Genomic DNA, 23,978 nt, shown 5'->3' on the forward strand with positions numbered 1-23,978 from the left:
TCTGCAAAAACAGGTCGTCGCAAACGCGGCACTTTATGGTTATTGACCACTAAAAAACTGAAAAACACCGGCTTGCCGTACCCTGGACGGGAAAAGGAGTTTTGGCAGTGCTTGTGTAATATACAGGTAGGCATAACCGCGAAACATACCGGTTATTGATTAGGCATAAAAAAGGTGGCGCTGGTGGAGGATAGTTGAAAAATAGGGTTAAGACATATAAACGGCTGGTTTGTCTCACTATATTTGTGATCATTACCTGTGTGTGGATTAGTGACAGCTTATCCGGCGCTACAGTGAAGGAAAGAATTGTTACAGCCCCTCACCCGGTGCTGCGCCAGAAAGCGACTCCTATCGACCGCAAGGACCATGAAACAATCCAATTGCTCATCGAAATGGCCAATTATCTTGATGACAGTATCCGGCCTATCGCCGGGATATCGCTGCCGCAAGTGGCTGTTTCGCAGCGAGGCTTTGTAGTTATGATCGATGATGAGCCTATTATTATGATTAACCCCCTGATAACCAAAGTCGGGCAGGAAATGCCAAGCCTGGAAGGGTGCTTAAGCCTGCCCGGCCGTTATGGCTACGTTAACCGTAATTCGTCGGTTATTATTGAGTACCATGATGAGGACTGGGAACGGCAGACACTGCGGCTAGAAACATTTTACGCCTTTGTCGTCCAGCATGAATACGATCATTTAGAGGGTATATTATTTACAGACAAACTGTTGGCAGAAGCGCCGGAGCGGCTTCGGGGCAGTGATATTCCGTTAGAATAGATAAGTCTTAACGACCAGAATACGAGGAGGTAGCTATGCCGCAACTCATTATTAAGGGCATGGAGCATGAGGAAATTAAAAAGATAAGCAAACCGCTTGTCGATGAACTGCACAGGATTATTGGCTGTCCGCGGGATTATTTTACTATTGAAGCCGTTAATAGCATTTTTATTATGGATGGTGAGCAGCAGTCAATTAATCCGTTGGTGCAGGTTAACTGGTTTGACCGCGGACAACAAGTGCAGGATCAGGTCGCTGCCGCGCTGTACCGGCATATAACCGGTGTTGGCTATGGCCAGGTGGAAACTTTTTTTGTTGCCTTACATGAAAGTAGCTATTACGAAAACGAGAAACATTACTAGGCACGATGAGGTGATAACATGGGCAAATCAATTTTGCAGGAGATTCAGGAAACCGTTATTCAATACGCGCAGGTTATCTCCCATGTTATCAAGGTTGATGTGGAGATTGTCGATAACCGCCTGACCCGGATTGCCGGTACCGGGGTGTATCAGGACCGGATTAATGAGGATATGTCTCAAGAGGGTTTTGTGTATCAACAGGTATTGGCACTCGGTGAGCCACAGGTCATTGAGGAGCCTGGTCAGCATCCCCTGTGCCAGCTTTGCCCGCGACAGGATTGCTGCAGTGAAAAAATGGAGCTATGCACGCCGATAAAGCTGGACAAAGATATTATCGGGGTTATAGGCTTGATTTGTTTTACCCAGGAGCAAAAGGAGTATTTATTAGACAACATTGACGCCTTTCAGCAGTTTTTGATCCAGATTGCCGAATTTATCAGTGCCAAAGCCTATGTACACCTGGAAACCGAGCGTAGCCAGGCCATGATGAAGCTGTTAACGCAAGTGATCAACAGTGTTGATAAGGGTGTGATTGTACTTGACACTGACAGTAAAATCGTGCAGATTAACAGCAGCGCCATTAAGCAGCTGCTGCTGTTGCCCACTGAATTGGATCAGACGATTAGTATTGAGGCCACCGGGGACTCAATATTAGGGGCTGAGGAGTTTAAGGTGGCGGTTGGGGAACGTTGCTTTAATTTAATGGGTGAACTGTTGTCGGCGGCCCCAGGGCTGGCTCCTTATGATAAGATTTTTATCTTCAATGAGTTTAAGAGCCTGAAATCAGGTATTTATGGTCTGACGAATGTGGCTAAAACTGTGACACTGCAGCATATCAGCGGCAAATCAGCGGCGATTGAGCAGGTCAAAAATAAAATCCGCAAAATTGCCGATTCCAACTCGACTGTCTTTATTACCGGGGAAAGCGGTACAGGCAAGGAATTGATTGCCAGAGCCGTCCACGCGGAAAGTAATCGCCGTGACAAACCGTTTATTGCTATTAACTGTGGTGCGATTCCGGATATGCTGTTAGAGAGTGAACTATTCGGCTACGTCAAGGGGGCCTTTTCCGGAGCCGATCCGCGCGGTAAGATCGGCAAGTTTGAACTGGCTAATAAGGGGGTCATTTTTCTTGATGAAGTGGGTGATATGCCGATCTATTTGCAGGTCAAGCTGCTGCGGGTGCTGCAGGAGCGCAAACTGGTGCGGATCGGGTCAAATCAGTTAATTGAGCTTGATGTCCGGGTCATTGCGGCCACTAATAAGGATCTAAAAGAGCTTATTCAAGAAAACAAGTTTCGCGAGGATTTGTACTACCGGCTTAATGTTATTCCGATCGAAGTGCCACCACTGCGGAACCGGCTTGAAGATATTCCGGATATTGTCGGGAGCATGATGGCTAAATATGGCCGGTTGTTCAATAAGCATGTGGTTTCTGTTGATCAACCCACCATGAGTTTTCTCCTGCGCTATCCCTGGCCGGGGAATGTACGGGAAATGGAGAACACCATTGAATTCATGATCAATATGGCTGATGAAACAGGGGTACTCACCCTGGATACATTGCCCAAAAATATCCTGGATTTCGCGGGAGCGGCCGAGGAACGGCCGGCTGCCGGTGTTCCTGCCATCCGGCCACTGCATGAGGTAGAATATGAACATATTTTGCAGGCTGTAAAGATATATGGTGAAAGTACCAAGGGAAAACAAATGGCAGCTAAACAATTAGGCATCGGAATTGCTACACTGTACCGTAAATTAGAGAAGAAAAACTGAAATATTTATCATTATGATAAAGAAATGGCGAAAATAGATAACAGGGTTGTTATCGAAATGATAATTAATTATCGTTTTGATAACAACCCTGTTATATTGTGTGAGAAGGGCAAGTGGTTCTGTTTTAAATGCTGCAACACTACATTAAATTAGTATAAATGGTTCAATTTATTAACAAAGTGTAACCATGATAAGGAAATGCTTCTCGTTTTTAGCTGTGATTTTTTTGATAGAACCCTGTGTTTTGGCATGAATCTTGCTTGTAATATTGTCGAGATGCTTAAAAAAGAGGTGTAGATATGAAACAAAAGATTCAATGGGTAGTAAATGGCATGCTGGCAGAACAGGTGTCTACCTGCTTTCTCAGTCATGAAGAGATACAGAAGGCCAAACAATTTCATCAGAGTTTCCCGGAATATAGCCGTACACCGCTAAGACGGCTGGATAATCTGGCTAAGCAGCTTGGTGTGGCCGGTATTTATGTAAAAGACGAGTCATATCGTTTTGGGCTTAATGCGTTTAAGGTACTGGGCGGGGCATACGCTATGGCTAAGTATCTGGCGCAGCGACTGGGTAAGGATATCACTGAACTGGATTATGAGACACTAACCTCAGAAGCAGTGCGCCGCCAGCTTGGCGAGATTACTTTTGTGACTGCCACTGATGGCAACCATGGCCGGGGGGTAGCCTGGACAGCTAAGCGCCTCAAACAAAAGTCAGTGGTCTTTATGCCCAAAGGTTCATCACTCACCCGTTTGGCCAACATCCGGGCCGAAGGGGCTGACGCTACCATTATTGACGGTAATTACGATGATGCAGTACGGCTGGCTGCTGAAAACGCGGCGAAGTACGGCTGGGTAGTAGTGCAGGATACGGCCTGGGACGGGTATGAAGAGATCCCCACCTGGATTATGCAAGGGTATGGTACGATGGCGGCTGAGGCTGTAGAACAGCTTGCAGAGTGTGGCGTACCTAAAGCTACCCATGTCTTCTGTCAGGCCGGTGTCGGTTCACTGGCCGGGGCCGTGCAGGGGTATTTTGCGGCAACGTATGGCAGCGAGCGTCCCCAAACCGTCATTGTCGAATCTGATCTGGCTGACTGCTTGTATAAATCAGTACTGGCCAATGATGGCAAACCTTATGCTGTAACCGGCGACATGCCGACAATTATGGCCGGGCTGGCTTGTGGTGAACCCAACACCATCAGCTGGGAAGTCCTGCGTGATTACAGCAATGCGTTTTTCTCCTGCCCGGACTGGGTTGCCGCCAAAGGGATGCGGGTGCTGGGCAATCCGCTGCCTGGTGACCACCAGGTCATCTCCGGCGAATCAGGCGCAGTGCCTATCGGCCTGCTTGTTGCACTGCTCACCGCACCGGACTTAGCTGAAGCTAAAACAAAACTGGGTTTTGCTGAAAACTCTCATATTCTCTTATTCAGCACCGAGGGTGATACCGACCCTGCTAAGTATCGCAGCATTGTATGGGATGGCGAATACCCCAGTTATTAATAATAACAATATAGTATGTTTGTCTTATAACAAAGGACGGGGAGTGAATGAATATGATGACTGCTGAAAGACAAGAAAAATTAGTTGCCCTGTGTCAGGAGTTAATCCGCCGGCAAAGCTACTCCGGCGAAGAAGATAAAGTGGTTTCCAGTATTAAAGAAGCCTTTAAAGAATTTGGGTTTGATGATTGGTTTGTTGATGGCTATGGCAATATAATTGGTCATATCAAAGGCAAACAGCCAGGTAAAAAGATTCTGTTTGACGGCCATATCGATACTGTACCTGTTGCCGATGACTCCAAGTGGCAGCATGCACCTTTTGCTGCTGAGATTGTTGATGGCAGGATATATGGCCGGGGAGCCTCAGATATGAAGGGGGCAGTCAGCGCGATGATTGCTGCTGCCGCTTTCTTTGCCCGGGATACTAACCGCGATTTTGCCGGTGATATCTATGTATCGGGTGTAGTCCATGAAGAATGCTTCGAAGGCATTGCCGCCCGCATGATCAGTGAGGCTGTAAAACCGGATTATGTGGTGATCGGCGAAGCCTCTGAGCTTAATCTGAAACGCGGCCAGCGGGGCCGGGCCGAGATTGTTGTGGAAACCTTTGGCAAGCCTGCCCATTCGGCAAACCCGGATAAAGGGATTAATGCTGTGTACAAAATGGCCGGACTTATTGAGCAGATCCGCAAGCTCGATACTACCTCGATGCCGGTATTGGGCAAGGGGATTTTAGAACTGACTGATATAAAATCCACCCCCTACCCGGGAGCCTCAGTTGTGCCGGAATACTGCCGGGCTACCTATGACCGCCGCCTGCTGGTCGGCGAGACTAAAGAGTCAGTGCTTGCCCCTATTCAGCAGCTCATTAGCCAGATGGAGCAAGCAGATGCAGATTTTAAAGCAAAGGTGTCTTATGCCGTAGGGGTTGAAAAATGCCATACCGGTGAAACAATTGAAGGCGAACGCTTTTTCCCGGGCTGGCTGTACGACGAGCAGGATGAATTTGTGCAAGCCGCCTGCCAGGGGCTGAAAGCAGCCGGTATTAATCCTGAGATCACCCAGTATTCGTTCTGTACAAATGGCAGCCATTATGCCGGAGAAAAAGGGATTAAGACCATTGGCTTTGGTCCCTCCCGGGAAAACCTGGCTCATACCATTGATGAATATATTGAGATTGAGCATCTGGTCAAAGGGGCCGAGGGTTTTTACGGCATCATGAAATCAGTGCTGAAGCCTGAATAGGTGGCTGCTATGCGTACTATCATAAAAAACGGGTTGGTGGTTGACGGCACCGGGCAAAAAGGCTTTGCTGCCGCCATCGCCATTGAAGGTCAGAGAATTACTGCCATTGGCGAGATTGCCGGGCAGGCAGGCGATAAAATCATCGATGCTGCCGGCCTGGTCATTGCTCCCGGCTTTATTGACACCCACAGCCATTCAGATCTAAAGGTGCTTGTTAATCCCTACATTGAACCTAAGATTCGTCAGGGGGTCACGACCGAGGTACTAGGTCAGGATGGAATATCCATGGCACCGCTACCGCTGGAATATATCAGCCCCTGGCGTAAGAATCTGGCCGGTCTTGACGGCGACAGCGATGACATCGACTGGACATACGAGACTACGGACGGCTATCTTGCGATGCTGGAAAAGCAGGGTATTGGCTTAAACGAGAGCTATCTGGTGCCGCATGGCAACATCCGTATGGAGGCCATCGGCCTCAGTAACTGTCAGCCCAATGCTGCAGAAGTGCAAAAAATGTGTGATATTACCAGACGGGAAATGGCAGCCGGTGCTTACGGCCTGTCCACAGGTTTAATCTATATGCCCTGCGCGTATTCTGAAACCCAGGAAATCATTGAGCTGTGCAAGGTTGTAGCCGAATACGATGGGGTATTTGTTGTTCACCAGCGCAGTGAAGCCGATACCATCCTGTCTTCCATGGCCGAGATTATTGAGGTTGGGCGGCAGTCCGGCGTGAAGGTTCACTTCTCCCACTTCAAGGTTTGCGGTAAGAAGAACTGGCAGTATATCGACAAGGTGCTGCAGCTTTTGGAGCAGGCCCAGGCTGAGGGCATCCGGATATCCTTCGACCAGTATCCCTATGTGGCAGGCAGTACCATGCTTGGCGTTATCCTGCCGCCATGGGTCCATGATGGTGGGACCGACAAACTCCTGGAACGGCTGCAAGACCCGGAGTTACGCCGGCGAATGATCTATGATATTGAGCACGGGCTGCCGGGGTGGGATAACTTTGTTGATTTTGCGGGCCTTGACCAGATTTTTGTAACAAGTGTTAAGACCTCAGCCAATGAGGATTTAATTGGCAAGAACCTGCTGGAGATTGGTCAGGTCCGGGGCAAAGACCCCTACCAGGCTGTCTTTGATCTGCTATATGAAGAAGAGAACGCAGTGGGTATGGTGGATTTTTACGGGCAGGAAGAGCATATTATCCGGTTTCTCACCAGGCCTGAGCAAAATGTCTGCACTGACGGCCTGCTGGCAGGTAAGCCGCATCCCCGCGTGTTCGGCTCTTTTCCCCGGGTTCTCGGCAAATACGTGCGGGAAGAGCAGGCATTGCCGCTGGAAGCTGCGATCGCAAAGATGACTGCCAAACCGGCTGCGGTATTTGGCTTTAAGGAACGTGGGCTGCTCAAGGCTGGTTTTTATGCTGACATTGTTGTCTTTAATCCGGCAACCGTAAATGATCAAGGCACATATGTAGATCCGGTTCAGTATCCGGTAGGTATCGAACATGTTTTGATTAACGGGCAGCATGTGCTTGCCTATGGTCAATACAATAAAATACTGGCAGGAAAGGTTCTGCGCAGGGACTAGGCCGGCCTGCTTTTGCTAACACACCACCGGCTGCAAACTACTGCAGCACTTTATATAAAGGCCGCAATAAAAGGGGGATTTGATATGGGAACTGTGTTAAGGGGTGGGACGGTCGTTGGCGGCGGCGAGTACCGGGCCGATGTCCGTATCGACGGCCCGGCAATTGCTGCCATTGGGCAGGGCATTGCCCAAAGCGGGGATCGCATTATCGAGGTTGACGGCTGCTATCTCCTGCCAGGCGGTATTGATCCCCATACGCATTTTGATTTGGATATTGGAACAACCGTTACGGCTGATGATTTCGCCAGCGGCACCAAGGCGGCCCTGGCCGGCGGGACCACTACAATTATAGATTTTGCCACCCAGGCCAAAGGCGGGACCCTGCAGGCTGCCCTGTCTGCATGGCAGGCCAAAGCTGCTGCTAAATGTTTTACTGATTACGGGTTTCATATGGCGATTACTGACTTTAATGACCGTATTGCCTGTGAGATGGGGGAGTTGGTCGCACAGGGGGTAACCTCCTTCAAGCTGTATATGGCTTATAAACATAACCTGCAGGTAGATGACAGTGTTATCTTCAGAACCCTCAGGCACAGTCACGGGATCGGGGCCCTGATCGGGTTTCATTGTGAGAATGGTGATGTCATCGATACCCTGGTGCAGGAGGCTATTAAGGCCGGCCAGACCTCGCCCCGGTATCATGCCCTGACAAGACCGGCCGCCGCCGAGGCCGAAGCTATCCACCGGGTAATCTCCCTGGCTGAAATGGCAGGTGCCCCGTTATATATCGTACATCTCAGTTGTGCCGGTGCTGTGGACGCGGTGCTGGCAGCCAAGGCCCGGGGAGTCCGGGTTTATGCTGAGACCTGTCCGCAGTACCTGCTGTTGGATGATGCCTGTTATGAGGCTGCCGGCTTTGAGGCGGCCAAATACGTTATGTCACCACCCCTGCGAACCAAACCGGATCAGGAGGCGTTATGGAACAGTTTGCGCACCGGTTTGCTTGATACTGTGGCTACAGACCATTGCTCCTTCAACTTTCATGGTCAAAAAGAATTGGGCCAGCATGATTTTAGCAAAATCCCTAACGGCGGCCCCGGTGTTGAGCACCGGCTGGCCCTGTTGTATACCTATGGGGTGCTGCCAGGTAGAATTACCCTGCAGCAGCTTGTTGATTATACAGCCACGAATGCCGCAAAATTATTTGGCCTGTTCCCCCGTAAGGGGATTATTGCCCCTGGCAGTGACGCCGACATTGTTGTCTGGAACCCGAAGCATAGCGCAACAATCTTGGCAGCATCCCAAACCCAGCGGGTCGACTATACCCCTTACGAAGGCTGGCACCAGCAGGGTCAAGCTGAATATGTGTTCTTAAGAGGCTGTCTGGCAGCACAAAGCGGTAAACCCTGCGGTGAACCCCGGGGGGAGTACTTAAGACGCAACCCTTTCCCTGACAGGAGGGAAAATGATGGTTAATTTTGAGCTAAACGGGCAGGAAACGACTATTGATGGGGATATCAATCTGCTTGAATTCCTCCGGGATCATGCCCGCCTGACCTCGGTAAAAAACGGCTGTGCGGAGGGTGCCTGTGGCGCTTGTATGGTATTAGTGGATGGCAAGGCCATGCGGGCCTGTTTGCTCTCCACCGCCAAGGTAAGCGGCAAAAGCCTATTGACAGTAGAAGGCTTATCTGAACTGGAAAAAACAATCTATAGCTGGGCTTTTGCGACAGCGGGCGCCGTACAATGCGGTTTCTGTATTCCCGGGATGGTGATCAGCGCCAAAGGATTGTTGGATAAAATACCTGAGCCCAGCCGCGCTGAGGTTAAGAAGGCGCTGCATGGTAACATCTGCCGCTGTACCGGTTATGTAAAGATTGAACAGGCCATATTTATGGTGGCGAAGGCGCTCCGGGAAGGCTTTACCCCGCCAACCGGCATGACCTATAAAGTGGGGGACAGAATGCCCCGGGTTGATGCCAAAGGCAAGGTATTAGGCACAGCCGAATATGTTGACGACATGTATCTTGCGGGGATGTTGCATGCTGCTATCTTGCGGGCGCCCAGTGCCCGCGCCCTCATCAAACGCCTTGATATCTCAGCCGCTCAGGCCTTGCCTGGTGTCGAAGCAGTCATTACCGCCCGGGATATCCCCGGACGCCGCCACCAGGGTCATATCACCCCTGATTGGCCGGCCTTTATTGCCGAGGGTGAAGAGACCCGCTATATTGGCGATGCGTTAGCCGCTGTGGCCGCCGTGACAAAAAAAATAGCCCAGGCGGCTATTAAACTAATAAAAATTGAGTATGAGGAACTACAGCCCTTAACCACACCGCAGGCAGCCCTGGCGGACGGTGCGCCGCAAATACACCCCAAAGGCAATCTCCTGGCGAAAACGGTACTTAAACGGGGCGATGCCGCTGCCGCCATCGCTCAAGCCCGGTATGTGGTCAGCCAGCGGTACACCACCCCGGCTACTGAGCATGCTTTTCTGGAGCCGGAAAGCGCCCTGGCGGTACCCAATGCTGACGGTACCCTGACTGTTTATACCAGTGGACAGAACGTGTATGATGATCATCATGGCATTGTTTCGCTGCTGGGGGTTGAAGAAAATGCTGTGCGCATTATCAGCAAAATGGTCGGTGGCGGCTTTGGCGGCAAAGAAGACCTATCTGTCCAGCACCATGCGGCGTTATTAGCCTGGCATACCGGGAAACCGGTGAAAAATACCCTGTCCCGCCAGGAAAGTATCAATGTTCATCCCAAGCGTCATGCTGCCGAGCTGGAATTTACCACTGCCTGTGATGAGAACGGTATAATCACAGCCATGAAAGCCGAGTTGATCGCCGACACCGGTGCCTACGCCTCATTAGGCGGGCCGGTGTTGCAGCGGGCCTGTACCCATGCCGCAGGACCCTATCAGATTGACAATGTTGATATTGTCGGTCTGGGGGTATACACCAACAACCCCCCGGGCGGGGCCTTCCGCGGGTTCGGTGTCACCCAGTCCTGTTTTGCCATGGAGAACAATATTAATATGCTGGCCGCCCAAGTCGGCATTTCCCAGTGGGAAATCCGTTTCCGCAATGCGATTGAGCCAGGTAAGATATTGCCGAACGGCCAGATTGCCGACCAAGGCACGGCGCTAAAAGAAACACTGCTGGCAGTCAAAGCAGCCTTTGAATCCAGTCCTAATGCCGGTATTGCCTGTTCTATGAAAAATGCCGGCATTGGTGTTGGCCTGCCTGACATTGGCCGCGCTAAAATCAGAGTAGAAAACGGTAAGGCTGTCATTTTGACAGGTGCTGCCTGTATTGGCCAGGGCCTGGTCACAGTTATGATTCAGATTGCGTGTGAGACCGCCGGCCTGGACTATCGTGTGCTAACCGCCGCTGATCCTGACACCTACCTGACCCCTGATTCGGGCACAACCACAGCATCCAGGCAGACAGTATTTACCGGCGAGGCTGTCCGGCAGGCTGCACTGTGCCTGAAAGCTGCGCTGCAAACGGCATCGCTGGCTGAGCTTGAGGGCCGGGAGTTTTATGGCGAGTATTCAGGGGTAACCGACCCCATGGGTGCTGATAAGGCCAATCCGGTCAGCCATGTCGCATACGGCTATGCCAGCCAGGTTGTCATTCTGGACGAAACCGGCAAATTGCTTAAGGTCGTTGCCGCCCATGATGTCGGTAAAGCGATCAATCCAACCGGTGTCGAAGGCCAGATTGAAGGCGGTGTTGTTATGGGTTTGGGGTATGCCCTGACCGAAGACTTCCCGCTCAAAGACGGCGTGCCAATGATCAAATATGGTACACTTGGTCTGTTCCGGGCTGGCAATGTACCGGAGATCGAAAGTATTATTATCGGGAAAAACCAGAGCGAACTGGCCTATGGGGCCAAAGGCGTGGGTGAGATTACCACAATCCCCACCGCTCCGGCGGTTGCGGGTGCTTATCTGAGAATGGACGGCAAAGTCCGTCCCAACCTGCCGCTGGCCGACACCCCGTACAGCCGCAAAAAATAAAACAGCTATAAGTAAAACTGACTCAGGAGAACCGTCCCCTTGAGTCAAATAGGAGGACATAATGGGAGACTTGATGAGGCCTGTTCCTTTGCGTGAGCTTGTTGCGCGGATTTTTGAAGAGTATGCGGCAGACCGTTCTGTTTTTGGCTTGCCTGACAGCCATTTTTTCCATAAGCAAAATACGAAGACGGTAGCGCTGCTGGGTGAAACAATTGAGACGGCAGTGGGACCGGCTGCCGGTCCGCACACTCAGTTGGCCCAGAATATTGTCGTCTCCTATCTTGCCGGCGCACGGTTTATTGAGCTTAAGACCGTGCAGGAGCAGGAACCGCCTGTTGCCAAGCCCTGTATTGATGCCGATGATGAGGGTTTTAATACCGAGTGGTCCAGTGAATATACTGTAGAAAAAGCCTATGAAGAGTATGTTAAAGCCTGGGTAGTGCTGCATCTGGTGGAAGCGGTATTTGCGCTTTCACAAAGCGGTAACCGGTCCTTTATCTTTAATATGAGCGCCGGCTATAACCTGGAGGGTATTCAGTCCCCGCGCATGGACAGCTTCCTGAATCATATGATGAATGCTGCCGGTCATCCGTATTTTCAACAGTGTCTGGCAGAGCTGGCAGCTATTGTGGCTGACGGCCGGTTTCTTACCGGCACCGGCTTCGAACAGCGCTTACCGGCACTGCAGGGGTTGACTGAGCGCATCTCTGCCCGGATATGCCGGTCGATTACCCTTTCGACCATGCACGGCTGCCCGCCTGCTGAGATCGAAAAAATCTGTGTGTATATGCTGACAGTCAAAAAGCTTGATATGTATGTAAAACTGAATCCGACCCTGTTGACCTATCAGGGCGTTCGCTCCATCTTAGACAGCACCGGTTTTGACTATGTTGAGCTGTCCGAGGCGTCCTTTGACCATGACCTCCACTACGCAGATGCGGTGCCGATGCTGATCAGGCTCAAACAGCTGGCTGCCGCTAACAACCGTTTCTTTGGCGTTAAGCTGACAAATACCCTGGGTTCGGTTAACTTCAAGGGCAAACTGCCTGGTGGTGAAATGTACATGTCCGGCCGGGCCCTTTTCCCGCTGAGCATCAATCTGGCCGCCAAACTATCGGCAGCGTTTAACGGGGAAATGCCAATCTCATTCTCCGGCGGCATCACTGAACACAATGCAGCAGCTGTATTTGCCACAGGCATCAAGCCTGTTACCCTGGCTACCGAGCTGCTCAAACCAGGCGGTTATGCCCGGATGGCTGCCATTGCCGCCAAGCTGGAAACAGCCCCCGGCTGGGATGTAGACAAAATTGATGTGGCCAAACTGCAAGCGCTGGCAGCGAAAGCCCTGACTGCCGCCTACTCCCAAAAACATTTTCGCGGCCATGACAAAGCTGCCATCATGAGCCAGCTGCCGCTGTTTGATTGTGCTGCCGCTCCGTGTAAAACGGCTTGCCCCATAAACCAGGACATTCCTGAGTACATCCGGCTGGCCGGGCAAAAGCGCTATGCTGAAGCATTGGCCCTTATTTATGAAAAGAATGCCTTGCCTGGCATTACCGGCACCATCTGCGACCATGCCTGTCAGCATCACTGTACCCGTCTGGATTATGAAGGCTGTGTGCGTATCCGCGAAGTCAAACGCCTGGCTGTCGAGCAAGGCTGGGATGAGTACCGTAGAAACTATGTCCTTCCCCAAGCTAAAAATGGCGTAAAGGTGGCTGTAATGGGTGCAGGCCCGGCCGGTCTTGCCTCAGCGTACTTCTTAGCCCGTCAGGGCTTTAGTGTAACAGTATACGAAACCCGCGCCGGCGCAGGCGGCACAGTGCAGCACGTCATCCCCAATTTCCGCATTAGCCGCGAAACCATTGACAGTGATGTCAACTTTATCAAAGAACATGGGGTTGAGTTTGTCTTTAATTCCAGCCCTGACCTTACTCCCGCAGACCTTAAAAATCAAGGCTACAATTACGTAATCGTAGCTGTAGGCGCCGGCGCGGAAAAACCGTTTAACCTTACCGTTGAAGGCGACAAAAAGCTGCAAATCATTCCGGCGCTGCAATTGCTGGCCCAGTTTAATAAAGACGTGTCTGCCCTCAACTTAGGCAAAACCGTTGTGACCATTGGCGCCGGTAATACGGCTATGGACGCCAGCCGCACAGCGTTACGGGTAAAAGGTGTGGCAACAAGCGCCGTTGTGTATCGACGCTCGATCAATGAAATGCCTGCCGACCGCGCCGAATATCAGCTGGCTGTAGCCGACAACGTCGACTTTAACTTCCTGGTTAACCCGGAAAAAATTGACGCCCACGGCAACCTTGTCTGTCAGGTCATGCAGCTTGGCAAGCCTGATGCCAGTGGTCGCCGCCAGCCTGAACCTACCGGCGGGTATAAGACCTTCAAAGCCGACACCATCATTATTGCGATTGGCGAAGAGATCAATACAGGCTTGCTTGCCCAATTGGGCATTACGAACCAGGGGCAGCAAGTAACCAACCTGGAGAACGTGTACTTAGCCGGTGATGCCCGTCAGGGCGCCTCCTCGATCGTAAAATGCATAGCCGAAGGCCGCAAGGTGGCTGACGCTATCTGCCAAAAAGAAATTGCCGGTTTTAAGGTTAGAGCCGACAAACCAGGTACATCTGCATGTGAGCAGGTCCAAGACATTACTGCCAGGAAATTTGGCCTGACAACCGCCTCAGTCCTGCCTGCCGAAGGTCCGGGCAAAGTCGCTGTGGCCACAGGTGACAGGGAATACAGCCGCTGTTTAGAGTGTAATTATGTGTGCAACAAATGTGTCGAGGTTTGCCCTAACCGCGCAAACCTGGCGATTCGTTCAGGTGATGGTTTCGCTAATCACAACCAGATTATCCACCTGGATGCCTTCTGTAACGAATGCGGCAACTGTGCCGGCTTCTGTCCCTGGGAAGGCCGCCCGTTCACTGACAAGCTTACAGTCTTTAGCCGTCGTGACGACTTTGATCATAGCCGGAACAATGGCTTCTTGGTAGCAGGTGACATAGTGGTAGTGCGGATTAGCGGTGAGGTTACCACCCACCAGCTGGAAAACGGTCAGCTTCAGGCTACCGGTAATGCAGTCTTTGACCAGTTGGCCCAGGTATTTAATTACCTGTACACTACCCGGGCGGCGCTGTTCGGCCGCGTAGAGGAATAAGGGGGGATCTTGAGTGTTAGTATTAAAAAATGCCGCAATTGTTGAATTTCACCCTGCTTCCGTTCAATCCGGCGTAGATATTGTCATTGACGGCAGCAAAATCGCTGCCGTCGGTGTGGGGGCTGCTGCACATTATCAGGCCGGCCGCGTTATTGATATGCAAGGCAAACTGGTTATGCCAGGCATTGTCTGCAGCCACAACCATTTTTACTCCGGTCTGGCCCGGGGGATCACCGCCAATATCGCTCCCAGCCCTGACTTTGTTTCGGTGCTCAAAAACCTCTGGTGGCGGCTTGACCTGGCTATTGACGAGGAAATCCTCTACTACAGCGGTATGGTATGCTCACTGGAAGCCATCCGCTGCGGCACAACCGCGGTGATTGACCACCACGCCTCACCGGCCTTCCTTAAAGGCTCGCTGAAAACACTCAAGCAAGCCTTTGAAGAAACCGGCCTGCGCGGTATTACCTGCTATGAAACCACCGACCGTAACGACGGCCTCAAAGAGGTCGAAGCCGGTGTTCAGGAGAATGTTGATTTTGCCAAACTGTGCGAAGGTGACAGACAGGCCACCGGCGGCAACCATCTGGTAGAGGCCATGATTGGCGGCCACGCCCCTGTCACCATGCCTGATGCCGCCCTTAAGCTTATGGCCGACGCTGTATGCGAGACCGGACGTGGTGTCCATGTCCATGTAGCCGAAGACCGCTATGACGTATCCCACAGCCACCATATGTACGGCAAAGATGTGATTGCCCGCCTGAATGAGGCTGGTTTAATCAATGATAAAGCCCTTTTGGTGCATGGTGTGTACCTGTCAGACCAGGATATTGCAATCATCAATGCCAAGGACGCGTTCCTGGCTCACAACGCCCGCTCTAATATGAACAACAATGTTGGCTACAGCACTAAACTGCCGTTGTACAAAAACCTGGTCCTGGGAACTGACGGTATGGGCAGTGATATGTGGGAAGAAGCCCGGTTTGCCTACTTTAAGCATAAAGATACCGCCGGACCGCTGTGGCCGGACAGCTACCTAAGGTTTTTGCACAACGGCAATGAACTCCTCAAACGCTACTTTGATGCAGACTTTGGCCGGGTGGCCCCTGGTTATAAAGCTGATTTGACAGTACTTGATTACCAGCCGCCTACGCCGCTTGTGCCAGGCAACATCGGCGGGCATATTGCCTTTGGCATCAGCTCCCGTGATGTTATAACAGTTATCATTAATGGTAAAGTCGTGCTTGAGGACAGGCAATTCACCTTTGATGTCAGCCCCATTTACACCCAGGCCCGCCGGGCAGCCCAGCGTCTGTGGGACAAAATGGATCAGCTGCCGTAGGTAGTGAAATTCGGGACCAATTGTAAAGCCCTGCTTTGGCAGGGCTTTTTTTAATGTCAATGGCCCGGTAACCCTCCGGCCTTTGCCGGAAAAAGCGTTCCGCAGGAGAAAAGCCGGGCGGTATTCCGTTAAGAAATCCGTACTGTTTGAGCGCGTAGCGAGTTTACGGATTTTAGGAATACTGTCCGGCTTTTCAGCTTTTGGAGGCTTCGGGCCTAGACTTTTTGTTACTTTTGGGGTAATGCCAAAAGTAAAACCATTCCTTGTATTCCAGGATTATTTGATATGTGCAAAGCCAAAAGACTGCGTTAGTGGTTTTTCTTATTATCCAGATAGAGCGTATCTCTTTTTCGGGAGAGCGAAACACCGGCGAGGCCAAGAAGCGCGGCTGTTATTGTAAGGTTTAACAGGGCTATAGGCAATATTTGCTGAATAAAGCAGGATTTTAGCAAAAAAGGTAGAAACCTACCGAAGTCCTGAATATATATGGATCAAGTTTCTACATATATACAACGCGTTAAAGTTTTGCAGGCGGGTGGTGTGGTGGCAAAAGCGGAAGTCAAGCGCCAGCGGTGGAGCGTTGTCAATGCACCACCCGCCTGCGCCTGCAAACTTATCTGGCAATTCCTTTTAGCCGGCACAGGGTATTTACAACTGCAAAAATCAAAACTTTGGCCAGACTGGCGGTAGTACTGTCCTGATCAAATCTTGGTGATACCTCGGCAATATCAAAACCAATGACTTTTTCCGAACGAAGAATATGTTTAAGATACTTCAGAACGTCATCAGGATACAAGCCAAGCGGCTGAGCGGCGCTAACCCCCGGGGCGAAGGCTGTGGAGAAAACATCGGCACACACCGTAATATAGATATTATTGGTGTCTTTCATAAACTCATCCAGCTTTTCGATTACATTCCAGTCTCCTTTGGCGGCAATCTCTTCAGCCGGTATATGGACTACGCCGTATTGCTCGGCTGTCTTAAACAGTTCTAAGGTATTGCTAAACCGCTGAATACCAAGACACATATACCGGAATTTCAGGCCGGAATCAGTATCCTCCTGCGCAATTTGCCGGAACATCGTACCGGAACTGCTGCCATTGGTAAAGGGTCGCAGATCAAAGTGAGCATCAAAATTAATAATCCCGATGTCAGGTGTCTGCATGCGGCCGATCATAAAGTCCCGGTGCCCCCGGTAATGCCCTAAGGCAAGCTCATGGCCCCCGCCCATGACCAATGGGAACAACCCCAGCTTGCGAATGCTGCTTATGGCACTTGCCAGGGCGGCCTGGCTCTCTTCCAAGCCTCCGTCAGGACAGATGATATTACCGGCATCAAACAGCAGGACCTCAGGGGAAAAGGTACACGGTAGATTGGCAAGTTCCCGGCGGATCGCATCAGGTCCTTTGGCTGCGCCTGTCCGGCCATGATTGCGCCTGACACCCTCGTCACAGCAAAACCCCAGCAGGACAAAACCCACCTGCCCGGCAGCCGGCGAACTGTCTGCCTTGTTTAAATCAAGGCCGCGCATCCACTGGTGCCATCTAAAGGCATCATAATTATCCGTACTGTCGGTTCGCCCTGTCCAAATTGCCATATCTGCAGGCAGATAATGATTTTTCAGCATTGCTTTCATACCTTCCTCACACAAATATCATCCAGACCGGAAAAGGCTAATCTGTCAGGATGAACCATCCTATTTCTTATCGGCAAACATTTTAGTTACAATGCTGTCGATCAGGTTTCCGCTGTTTAATAACATTTTATCATACTGACGTCAACAAAACGTCAAATTAGGCGTTATCATGGCAAGTAAAGCAGGGTAGACTCAATTTCTGAGTCTACCCCCTTATATCTCATAACTTTGGGCAGTCATGACTTCTATCTATTTAGTTTGCCATCCGGTCAGCATTTATCTTGTTATCGTTCTGGAGTCCTGTTTAGCCTGTGGTTTGCACTTATAGCCAATCCACAAAATAACGAGCCAAATAGGTGTCAGATACATTGAGATGCGCCAGTCCTCGCCTAAATACCACATCACACCAAATATCATCGCTAAAAAGCCTATGCAAATATAGTTCGTAACAGGATACCATACCGCCGGGAATTCAATCTTTGCCCCTTCGGCTAGCTTGGCCTGACGGAATTTCATATGGCTGACACTGATCATCACCCAGCTGATAATATCTGCAGAGACAACCAGGGCCATCAGATAAGTAAAGATCTGACTTTCAATCAGGTAGTTTAAGAATACCACCAGTCCCATCAGGAAAGATGAAAACAGGATTCCCACTACCGGCACTCCGCCCTTGTTCAATTTTTTAAACATGCCCGGAGCGTTCCCTTGCTGCGCCAGATTGTATAACATGCGGCCATTGCTGTACAGGCCGCTATTGTAGGCAGAAAGAGCCGCGGTGATCACGACGACATTCAGAAGGGCTGCCGCAGAGGAAATACCTATTTTCGAGAAAATCTGCACAAAGGGACTGCCTTCCGCACCGCCTACACCTAACTGATTCCAAGGATAGATCATCAGGATAATCAACAGGGCACCGACATAGAAAATCAGGATACGCCACATGACCTGGTTAATCGCCATCGGGATGGTCTTTTTGGGATTATCTGCTTCCCCGGCCGTAACCCCAATCAATTCAGTCCCACCATAGGCAAACATAACGATTGCTAAAGAGCAAAGGAAGCCTTCCAGCCCATTCGGAAAAAAGCCGCCATAATTCCAGAGATTGCCGATACCGCTGCTGGCACCCGCCTGTCCGTTGAGAAGAATCATCGTACCGAAAACAATCATACCGATAATGGCTACTACTTTGATAATGGCAAACCAGAATTCGAATTCTCCATATAACTTAACATGAATCAGGTTAATCACGGTAAGAAAAGCCCAGCATACCAGGGCAGTAACCCAAACAGGAATATCCGGCCACCAGAACTGGACATATTTCCCGACTACCGTCAGTTCCGCCATATTAACCAGCACATAGGCAATCCAATAGTTCCAGCCTGACAGGAACCCCGGGAAATCCCCCCAGTATTTATAAGCAAAATGACTAAAGGAGCCTGATACAGGTTCATCAACAAGCATTTCACCCATGTGACGCATAATCCAAAAAATAATGATACCGCCGATAAGATAGGAAAGCATTACTGATGGACCTGCTATTTGAATCGCTTTGGTTGATCCATAAAATAGCCCTGTTCCAATCGCCCCTCCTAAGGCAATCAACTGGATATGCCGATTTTTCAATCCTCTTTGCAAGCTTTCATCTTGGGAATTTTCGGACACTTTGTTTGCTCCTCTCTGTTATTAAAGTTTGCCAATTTATCCCGGGATTCTCAGAGCTTTTGGCAAAAAGTCTGCTGAATATAAAAAGGAGCAAAACTCAAATAGAGTTTTGCCCCCTAATATCTAATAGCTGTAGGCATTAAAAATTTATTTACTATAATTTTCTTAACTTTAAGTATATTATAAATTAAGCACACAGAGCTTGTCAATCTTTTCTGAGGATACATTTATTTTTTTAGTTGTAAAACAGCCATCCTGATTTACTTAACTTAGGCCGCTGCAGTTGTGTAAGAAAAAAAGGTTTGTGGTGAAATAAAATTCATCACAAACCCATAGATTTTAATTATTTATTGAAAGTCCGAGAAGTTTTCAAATTTCCCTAATACCTTTAATGATTCTTTAGCTTCCTCAAAGGTAGATCCCAGTTTTTCTACTTTCCTTGTATTAGTATTCAATAAGAGAAATTCACCATCGGAAACAGCAACCTGCTCTTCCATGTCATCACTATACCAGAAGCTTGTGAAATCTGACATAATTATGGGCACGTGAACCATCTCCCTATTTTACTGATATAATGGAATATTCGGCAAAATTAAAGTGATTCCTGCAAGTCCCAATAAATAACCTTAAATTATTCAAAAAATAGCTTGCGAAAAATAGCGATGACCAGTACAATCCAGGCCACGGCTGCCACCGCAATTATCCCTAGAATATAGGGCATGCGCCGGCCCCATTTTTCACTCTGCCGTTTACTCTCCGCCAGCACCGGGGCAGGCAGCAACTGTGTCAGATACAACATAGCCCCTGTGACCAGCGTGGCATCATCTGCGATTCCCACCAGCGGCAGATAATCAGGTATGATATCAATCGGGCTGATCAAATAGATGAGCAACACCGTCAGTATGCCTTTCACATATCGAGGGGTCAACGGATGGCGCCAGGCATAGTATAAAATTACTGCATTATCCCGCAGGATCTTGAGCCAAGCCCCCAAGCGGAACATACTGCCTCCCTTAATCATGTGATCACCAACCCTCAAGGTTTTTATTCAAACGTAAAATATACCCCCAGCCAGCCACTCTCAACCTTGACGCTAAAATCGCCTGCTCCCAGGCGGTTGCTGATCGCATAAGGCTGATGCTGGGTTAACGTTACATTGTCAAGCGGCCATTTAACCCCACTGATTGACACGCCGGAGCAGGTACCGGCAAGCGCCATCAGGGAGATAACTTTAGGCTGCCGCTGCCACACGGTTACGGTTAGGGCAGATGGGCCGCTTAAAAAAATCATCACTTCCTGCTCATCAGCCAGCGCGACCGGGTAAAGCCCCCATTCCCGGCTCCAGATAAGTGACATGACATTGCTGAAGGTATGATCAAAGCGCCCGCCCCAGGCACCTGTGAGCACAACAGCTGCCGGGCCGCATGTTTGTCCCATGATTTGCAGCGCAAGCTGCAGGTCGGTAAGATCCTTGTCACTGGGATATTGCTGGATCATGATATTTTGTTGTTTTGCCCAGAGCCAGGCGTCCGGGCAGGCACTGTCGCCATCGCCAATTAACCGTTCCGGCACCAGCTGGCCGGACTTGCACAGGTTAATACCACCATCTGCGCACCACAATCGGTAGAATTCCAGGCAGTCCCTGAGCCAGTTAACAGCCGGGGCCCGTCCACTCAATAGCAGCACCAACCGCGTCTCAGGCAGTGGTCCTAAAAACTCGGCTATAAATTGGCCGGGGAAAAATACTTTGTTATTTTTCATCATCCTATTAGCTTCGCTGCAAAGCCTCAGACTCCCTGCCCCAACTTACTGTTTAGCTGGTTTTCGTATCCGTTTAAAAGAAATGAGTGCACCCGCCGTTGCTAAACAGGCACCCACCAGCAGGGCATCGTGATAGCCGGCCATAAAAGCCGCTACCTGCTGGGCATCTGTTGGCTGGCTCAGGCCACCGAGGCTGGCAACGCGCTGGTACTCCAGAATAGATACCGCCACAGCCGTGCCACAGACCATCCCGAAATTCCGGGCCAGGGCGTTAATACCGCCAGCCACCCCCAGCTGCCGGGGCTCGACAGAGCTCATTACACTGTTATTATTCGGTGATTGAAACAGGCCATTGCCTAACCCCATCACCGCCTGCGCCCCCATAATCAGCCACAGTGTGGCATCCAAATGCAGCTTAGCAGTCATTAACAGCCCCGCAGCCATCAACCCCAGGCCAACAGTTGTCAGGGTAACCGTGCCGACCTTGTCTGACAATATGCCGCTCACCGGGGCGGTTATTGCCATAACCAAGGGAAAGGCCGACATAATTAAGCCGGTTTTCGCCGGTGCAAAAGACAATACATCATGGAGGAAAAACGGCAGCAGCATCGTGTTGGTAAACATCGCCGTAAAGGAAAGGAATCCAGCCAGATTACCGGCCGAGAAGGCCATATTTTTGAATATGGATAATTCAAGCATGGGTTGCTCTATCCTGGTTTCATACCACACAAATACGCCAAAAACAATCAAAGCAAAACTCACGCAGGTAATGGTAGTAAGCGAAGTCCAGCCCCACTCGGTGCCATAGCTCAACGCCAGCAAAAAACTAACCATACTGCCGGTAAAAAATATTGCCCCCAGGTAATCTATCCGTTCCTGGCATAAGTCCCGGTCCACAGGCAGAATCAGCCGCACCCCGGCATAACCTAGTATACCCACAGGAATATTAACAAAAAATATTGAGTGCCAGCCAAAATGTTCGACAAGCAAACCACCGATGCCCGGGCCGCTCAAACTTCCCAACGCAACCACGGTGCCAATCACCCCTAAAACCTTGCCGCGTTCACTCTGCGGAAAGCTTCCGGTCACAATCGCCATAGAATTAGCCATAAGTGCCGCCGCACCGACAGCCTGTAGTACCCGAAACCCAATAAGCAGACCAATCGAATTGGCAATACCACATAACAGAGAACCGGCAGTAAACCCGATGAAGCCAAATCCGTAGACTGTCCGCCGCCCCCAAATATCCCCCAGGCGCCCTACAAGCGGCAGCAGGCTGGTAATGACAAGCAGATAAGCGGTAACAACCCACTGGGCTGTAGTAATATCTGTATGTAAGGCAGCCGTAATGGGCGGCAAACCAACATTGACAATCGATGCTGTCATTGTCGCCATAAAAGATCCTGTAGCAACAACGCCGAAGATTAACCACTTATAATAACTAAGACCCTGTAATTTCTCCTGCATCATTAGCTCCTCTCGCTGGTTAAGACCCGTATAGTTAGTCTATCTTCATATCTCTTGAGAAATTCCACCTAAGAAAAGCAATTTCCTCTGGTAAATTCCCCCAGACAGAAAAAGTCAGCATACCCTGTATTACGTGTATGCTGACTACTATTGTCCTCGTATCTGTTGAAATTATTCGGCAAGCCGTTGTTCAGCCACCGGCAAAACCCTGACACTTGGTACAGGGCTGAGTGCAGTAAGCGGGTTGCACTCAAGATCACTATAGGCTGTAATACCATGTTCGCTCATATCTAAGCCTTCAAGCTCCTCTTCGACAGTCACCCTGATACCAATAGCTGCCTTTAAAAAAGCAAACAGGCCATAGGTAGCAACAAACCCCCATAGAGATACAGTCACTACCCCCAGGGTTTGAATACCCAGCAAACCAAGGCCGCCGCCATACAAGAGGCCACCCTTCTCGGCGAAAATTCCAACAGCAATTGTTCCAAACGTGCCGCATACCCCATGCACGGCAATAGCGCCAACCGGATCATCTGCCCTGATACTGTCAAAAAACGGTACAGCAAATACTACCAGCATACCTGCAAAAGCACCTATAACAATCGCACTAACCGGCTCAACAAAAGCACAACCGGCGGTAATGGCAACAAGGCCGCCTAACGCGCCGTTAATTGCCATACTGGGGTCGGCCTTCCCCCATTTCATTGCTGTGTAAATAGCGGCAATGGTGCCGCCGGCGGCCGCCGAGAGATTCGTATTTACGGCAATACGGGCAATGTTCAGATCAAGCCCGGACAGAGTACTGCCTGGATTAAAGCCAAACCAGCCAAACCATAACAGAAAAGCCCCCAGCGCAGCCAAAGGCAGATTATGCCCAGGCATAACATGCACAACACCATCTTTGCCAAACTTACCTGTTCTCGGCCCCAGCACCATGGCAGCAGCCAAAGATGCCCAGCCGCCTAAAGCGTGGACCACCGCTGAACCGGCGAAATCCATCATTCCCAGCTTGTTCAGCCAACCACCCCCGGCCCACACCCAGTGACCGGCAACCGGATAAATAAGCGTTGTCGCAACCAGGGAGAAAACCAGGTAAGGCATAAACTTCATCCGCTCAGCTACCGCACCGGAAACAATTGTCGCCATCGCGATTGCAAATGCCGCCTGGAATAGCCAATACGCGTATACAGGTATTTTTAATCCTAAATACTCCATATCCCCTGCGAGGAAAAAGCCGGACCAGCCGATGAGGCCAGCTTTGTCAATACCATACATTACGGCAAAGCCGACAGCAAAATATCCTAAAATTCCAACCGTACAGTCCATGAAAACTTTCATGATAATGTTTAATGCATTCTTACTGCGGACAAAACCGGCCTCAAGGGCCGCAAATCCACCCTCCATCAGAAAAACCAGCGCCGCACACAGCAATACCCAGACTGTGTCAAGGCCAGTTGCCAAAGAATGAATCGATAATTCCATTAAGCTCACCCTTTCCTTAAAAACAGAAACAGCCAGCAGCACCAAGGGGTAACCCCCATTGATGTCACTGGCTTCTTTGCCGTATTAGTATGAAATTTAGTTATATTATAGCATAACATACTCAATATACAATACTTTTCAATAAGTATTTGCAGTTTATACTA

The 23,978-nt window shown here is 50.2% G+C and carries 17 protein-coding genes; 10 read left to right on the top strand and 7 right to left on the bottom strand.

Annotated elements, in window-relative coordinates; all coding sequences use genetic code 11:
• The first annotated feature begins 194 nt into the window (after positions 1 to 194).
• The 10 genes from def to ssnA all read left to right on the top strand — a co-directional run bounded on the left by def (position 195) and on the right by ssnA (position 15,803).
• Positions 195 to 779 carry a peptide deformylase gene (def, locus tag VN379_RS09150; protein ID WP_325533026.1) on the top strand — a complete coding sequence of 195 codons (585 nt, stop codon included), beginning with the start codon at positions 195 to 197 and terminating at the stop codon, positions 777 to 779.
• Positions 780 to 814: 35 nt separating this feature from the next.
• Complete coding sequence (locus VN379_RS09155; RefSeq protein WP_325533028.1) at positions 815 to 1,141, top strand: DUF1904 family protein; 327 nt, start codon at positions 815 to 817, stop codon at positions 1,139 to 1,141.
• Positions 1,142 to 1,159: 18 nt separating this feature from the next.
• Complete coding sequence (locus VN379_RS09160) at positions 1,160 to 2,917, top strand: sigma 54-interacting transcriptional regulator (protein ID WP_325533030.1); 1,758 nt, start codon at positions 1,160 to 1,162, stop codon at positions 2,915 to 2,917.
• Positions 2,918 to 3,216: 299 nt separating this feature from the next.
• Positions 3,217 to 4,425 carry a diaminopropionate ammonia-lyase gene (gene dpaL, locus VN379_RS09165; protein WP_325533032.1) on the top strand — a complete coding sequence of 403 codons (1,209 nt, stop codon included), beginning with the start codon at positions 3,217 to 3,219 and terminating at the stop codon, positions 4,423 to 4,425.
• 53 nt (positions 4,426 to 4,478) lie between these two features.
• Entirely contained in the window at positions 4,479 to 5,669 is a 1,191-nt protein-coding gene (locus VN379_RS09170) for a YgeY family selenium metabolism-linked hydrolase (RefSeq protein WP_325533034.1), read from the top strand.
• 9 nt (positions 5,670 to 5,678) lie between these two features.
• On the top strand, positions 5,679 to 7,265 hold the full coding sequence (locus VN379_RS09175) for a D-aminoacylase (RefSeq protein ID WP_325533036.1): 1,587 nt from the start codon (positions 5,679 to 5,681) through the stop codon (positions 7,263 to 7,265).
• 84 nt (positions 7,266 to 7,349) lie between these two features.
• The gene (hydA, locus tag VN379_RS09180) at positions 7,350 to 8,741 is read left to right on the top strand and encodes a dihydropyrimidinase (protein WP_325533038.1); all 1,392 of its coding nucleotides are present in this window, start codon (positions 7,350 to 7,352) and stop codon (positions 8,739 to 8,741) included.
• The gene (xdh, locus tag VN379_RS09185; protein WP_325533040.1) at positions 8,731 to 11,289 is read left to right on the top strand and encodes a selenium-dependent xanthine dehydrogenase; all 2,559 of its coding nucleotides are present in this window, start codon (positions 8,731 to 8,733) and stop codon (positions 11,287 to 11,289) included. Before hydA ends, xdh begins: the two co-directional genes overlap by 11 nt.
• 61 nt (positions 11,290 to 11,350) lie before the next feature.
• The gene (gene ygfK / locus VN379_RS09190; protein ID WP_325533042.1) at positions 11,351 to 14,461 is read left to right on the top strand and encodes a putative selenate reductase subunit YgfK; all 3,111 of its coding nucleotides are present in this window, start codon (positions 11,351 to 11,353) and stop codon (positions 14,459 to 14,461) included.
• 13 nt (positions 14,462 to 14,474) lie between these two features.
• Positions 14,475 to 15,803, top strand: a complete 1,329-nt coding sequence (ssnA, locus tag VN379_RS09195) for a putative aminohydrolase SsnA (RefSeq protein WP_325533044.1) — start codon at positions 14,475 to 14,477, stop codon at positions 15,801 to 15,803.
• Positions 15,804 to 16,416: 613 nt separating this feature from the next.
• On the opposite strand, the gene hutG is transcribed toward ssnA, so the two are convergent.
• The 7 genes from hutG to VN379_RS09230 form a co-directional block, all read right to left on the bottom strand.
• Complete coding sequence (gene hutG, locus VN379_RS09200; RefSeq protein WP_325533046.1) at positions 16,417 to 17,439, bottom strand: formimidoylglutamase; 1,023 nt, start codon at positions 17,437 to 17,439, stop codon at positions 16,417 to 16,419.
• Between the two features lie 276 nt (positions 17,440 to 17,715).
• Complete coding sequence (locus VN379_RS09205; protein WP_325533048.1) at positions 17,716 to 19,104, bottom strand: amino acid permease; 1,389 nt, start codon at positions 19,102 to 19,104, stop codon at positions 17,716 to 17,718.
• Between the two features lie 347 nt (positions 19,105 to 19,451).
• On the bottom strand, positions 19,452 to 19,637 hold the full coding sequence (locus VN379_RS09210) for a hypothetical protein (RefSeq protein ID WP_325533050.1): 186 nt from the start codon (positions 19,635 to 19,637) through the stop codon (positions 19,452 to 19,454).
• Between the two features lie 98 nt (positions 19,638 to 19,735).
• Complete coding sequence (locus VN379_RS09215) at positions 19,736 to 20,107, bottom strand: YkvA family protein (protein ID WP_325533052.1); 372 nt, start codon at positions 20,105 to 20,107, stop codon at positions 19,736 to 19,738.
• A gap of 41 nt (positions 20,108 to 20,148) precedes the next feature.
• Positions 20,149 to 20,868: a thiamine diphosphokinase gene (locus tag VN379_RS09220; RefSeq protein ID WP_325533054.1), complete on the bottom strand. Its 720-nt coding sequence runs from the start codon at positions 20,866 to 20,868 to the stop codon at positions 20,149 to 20,151.
• Positions 20,869 to 20,910: 42 nt separating this feature from the next.
• Complete coding sequence (locus VN379_RS09225) at positions 20,911 to 22,335, bottom strand: MFS transporter (RefSeq protein ID WP_325533056.1); 1,425 nt, start codon at positions 22,333 to 22,335, stop codon at positions 20,911 to 20,913.
• Between the two features lie 168 nt (positions 22,336 to 22,503).
• The gene (locus VN379_RS09230) at positions 22,504 to 23,814 is read right to left on the bottom strand and encodes an ammonium transporter (RefSeq protein WP_325533058.1); all 1,311 of its coding nucleotides are present in this window, start codon (positions 23,812 to 23,814) and stop codon (positions 22,504 to 22,506) included.
• Positions 23,815 to 23,978: the final 164 nt, after the last annotated feature.

Origin of the sequence: Sporomusa sp. (genome assembly GCF_035561255.1) — a bacterium.
GTDB lineage: Bacteria > Bacillota > Negativicutes > Sporomusales > Sporomusaceae > Sporomusa.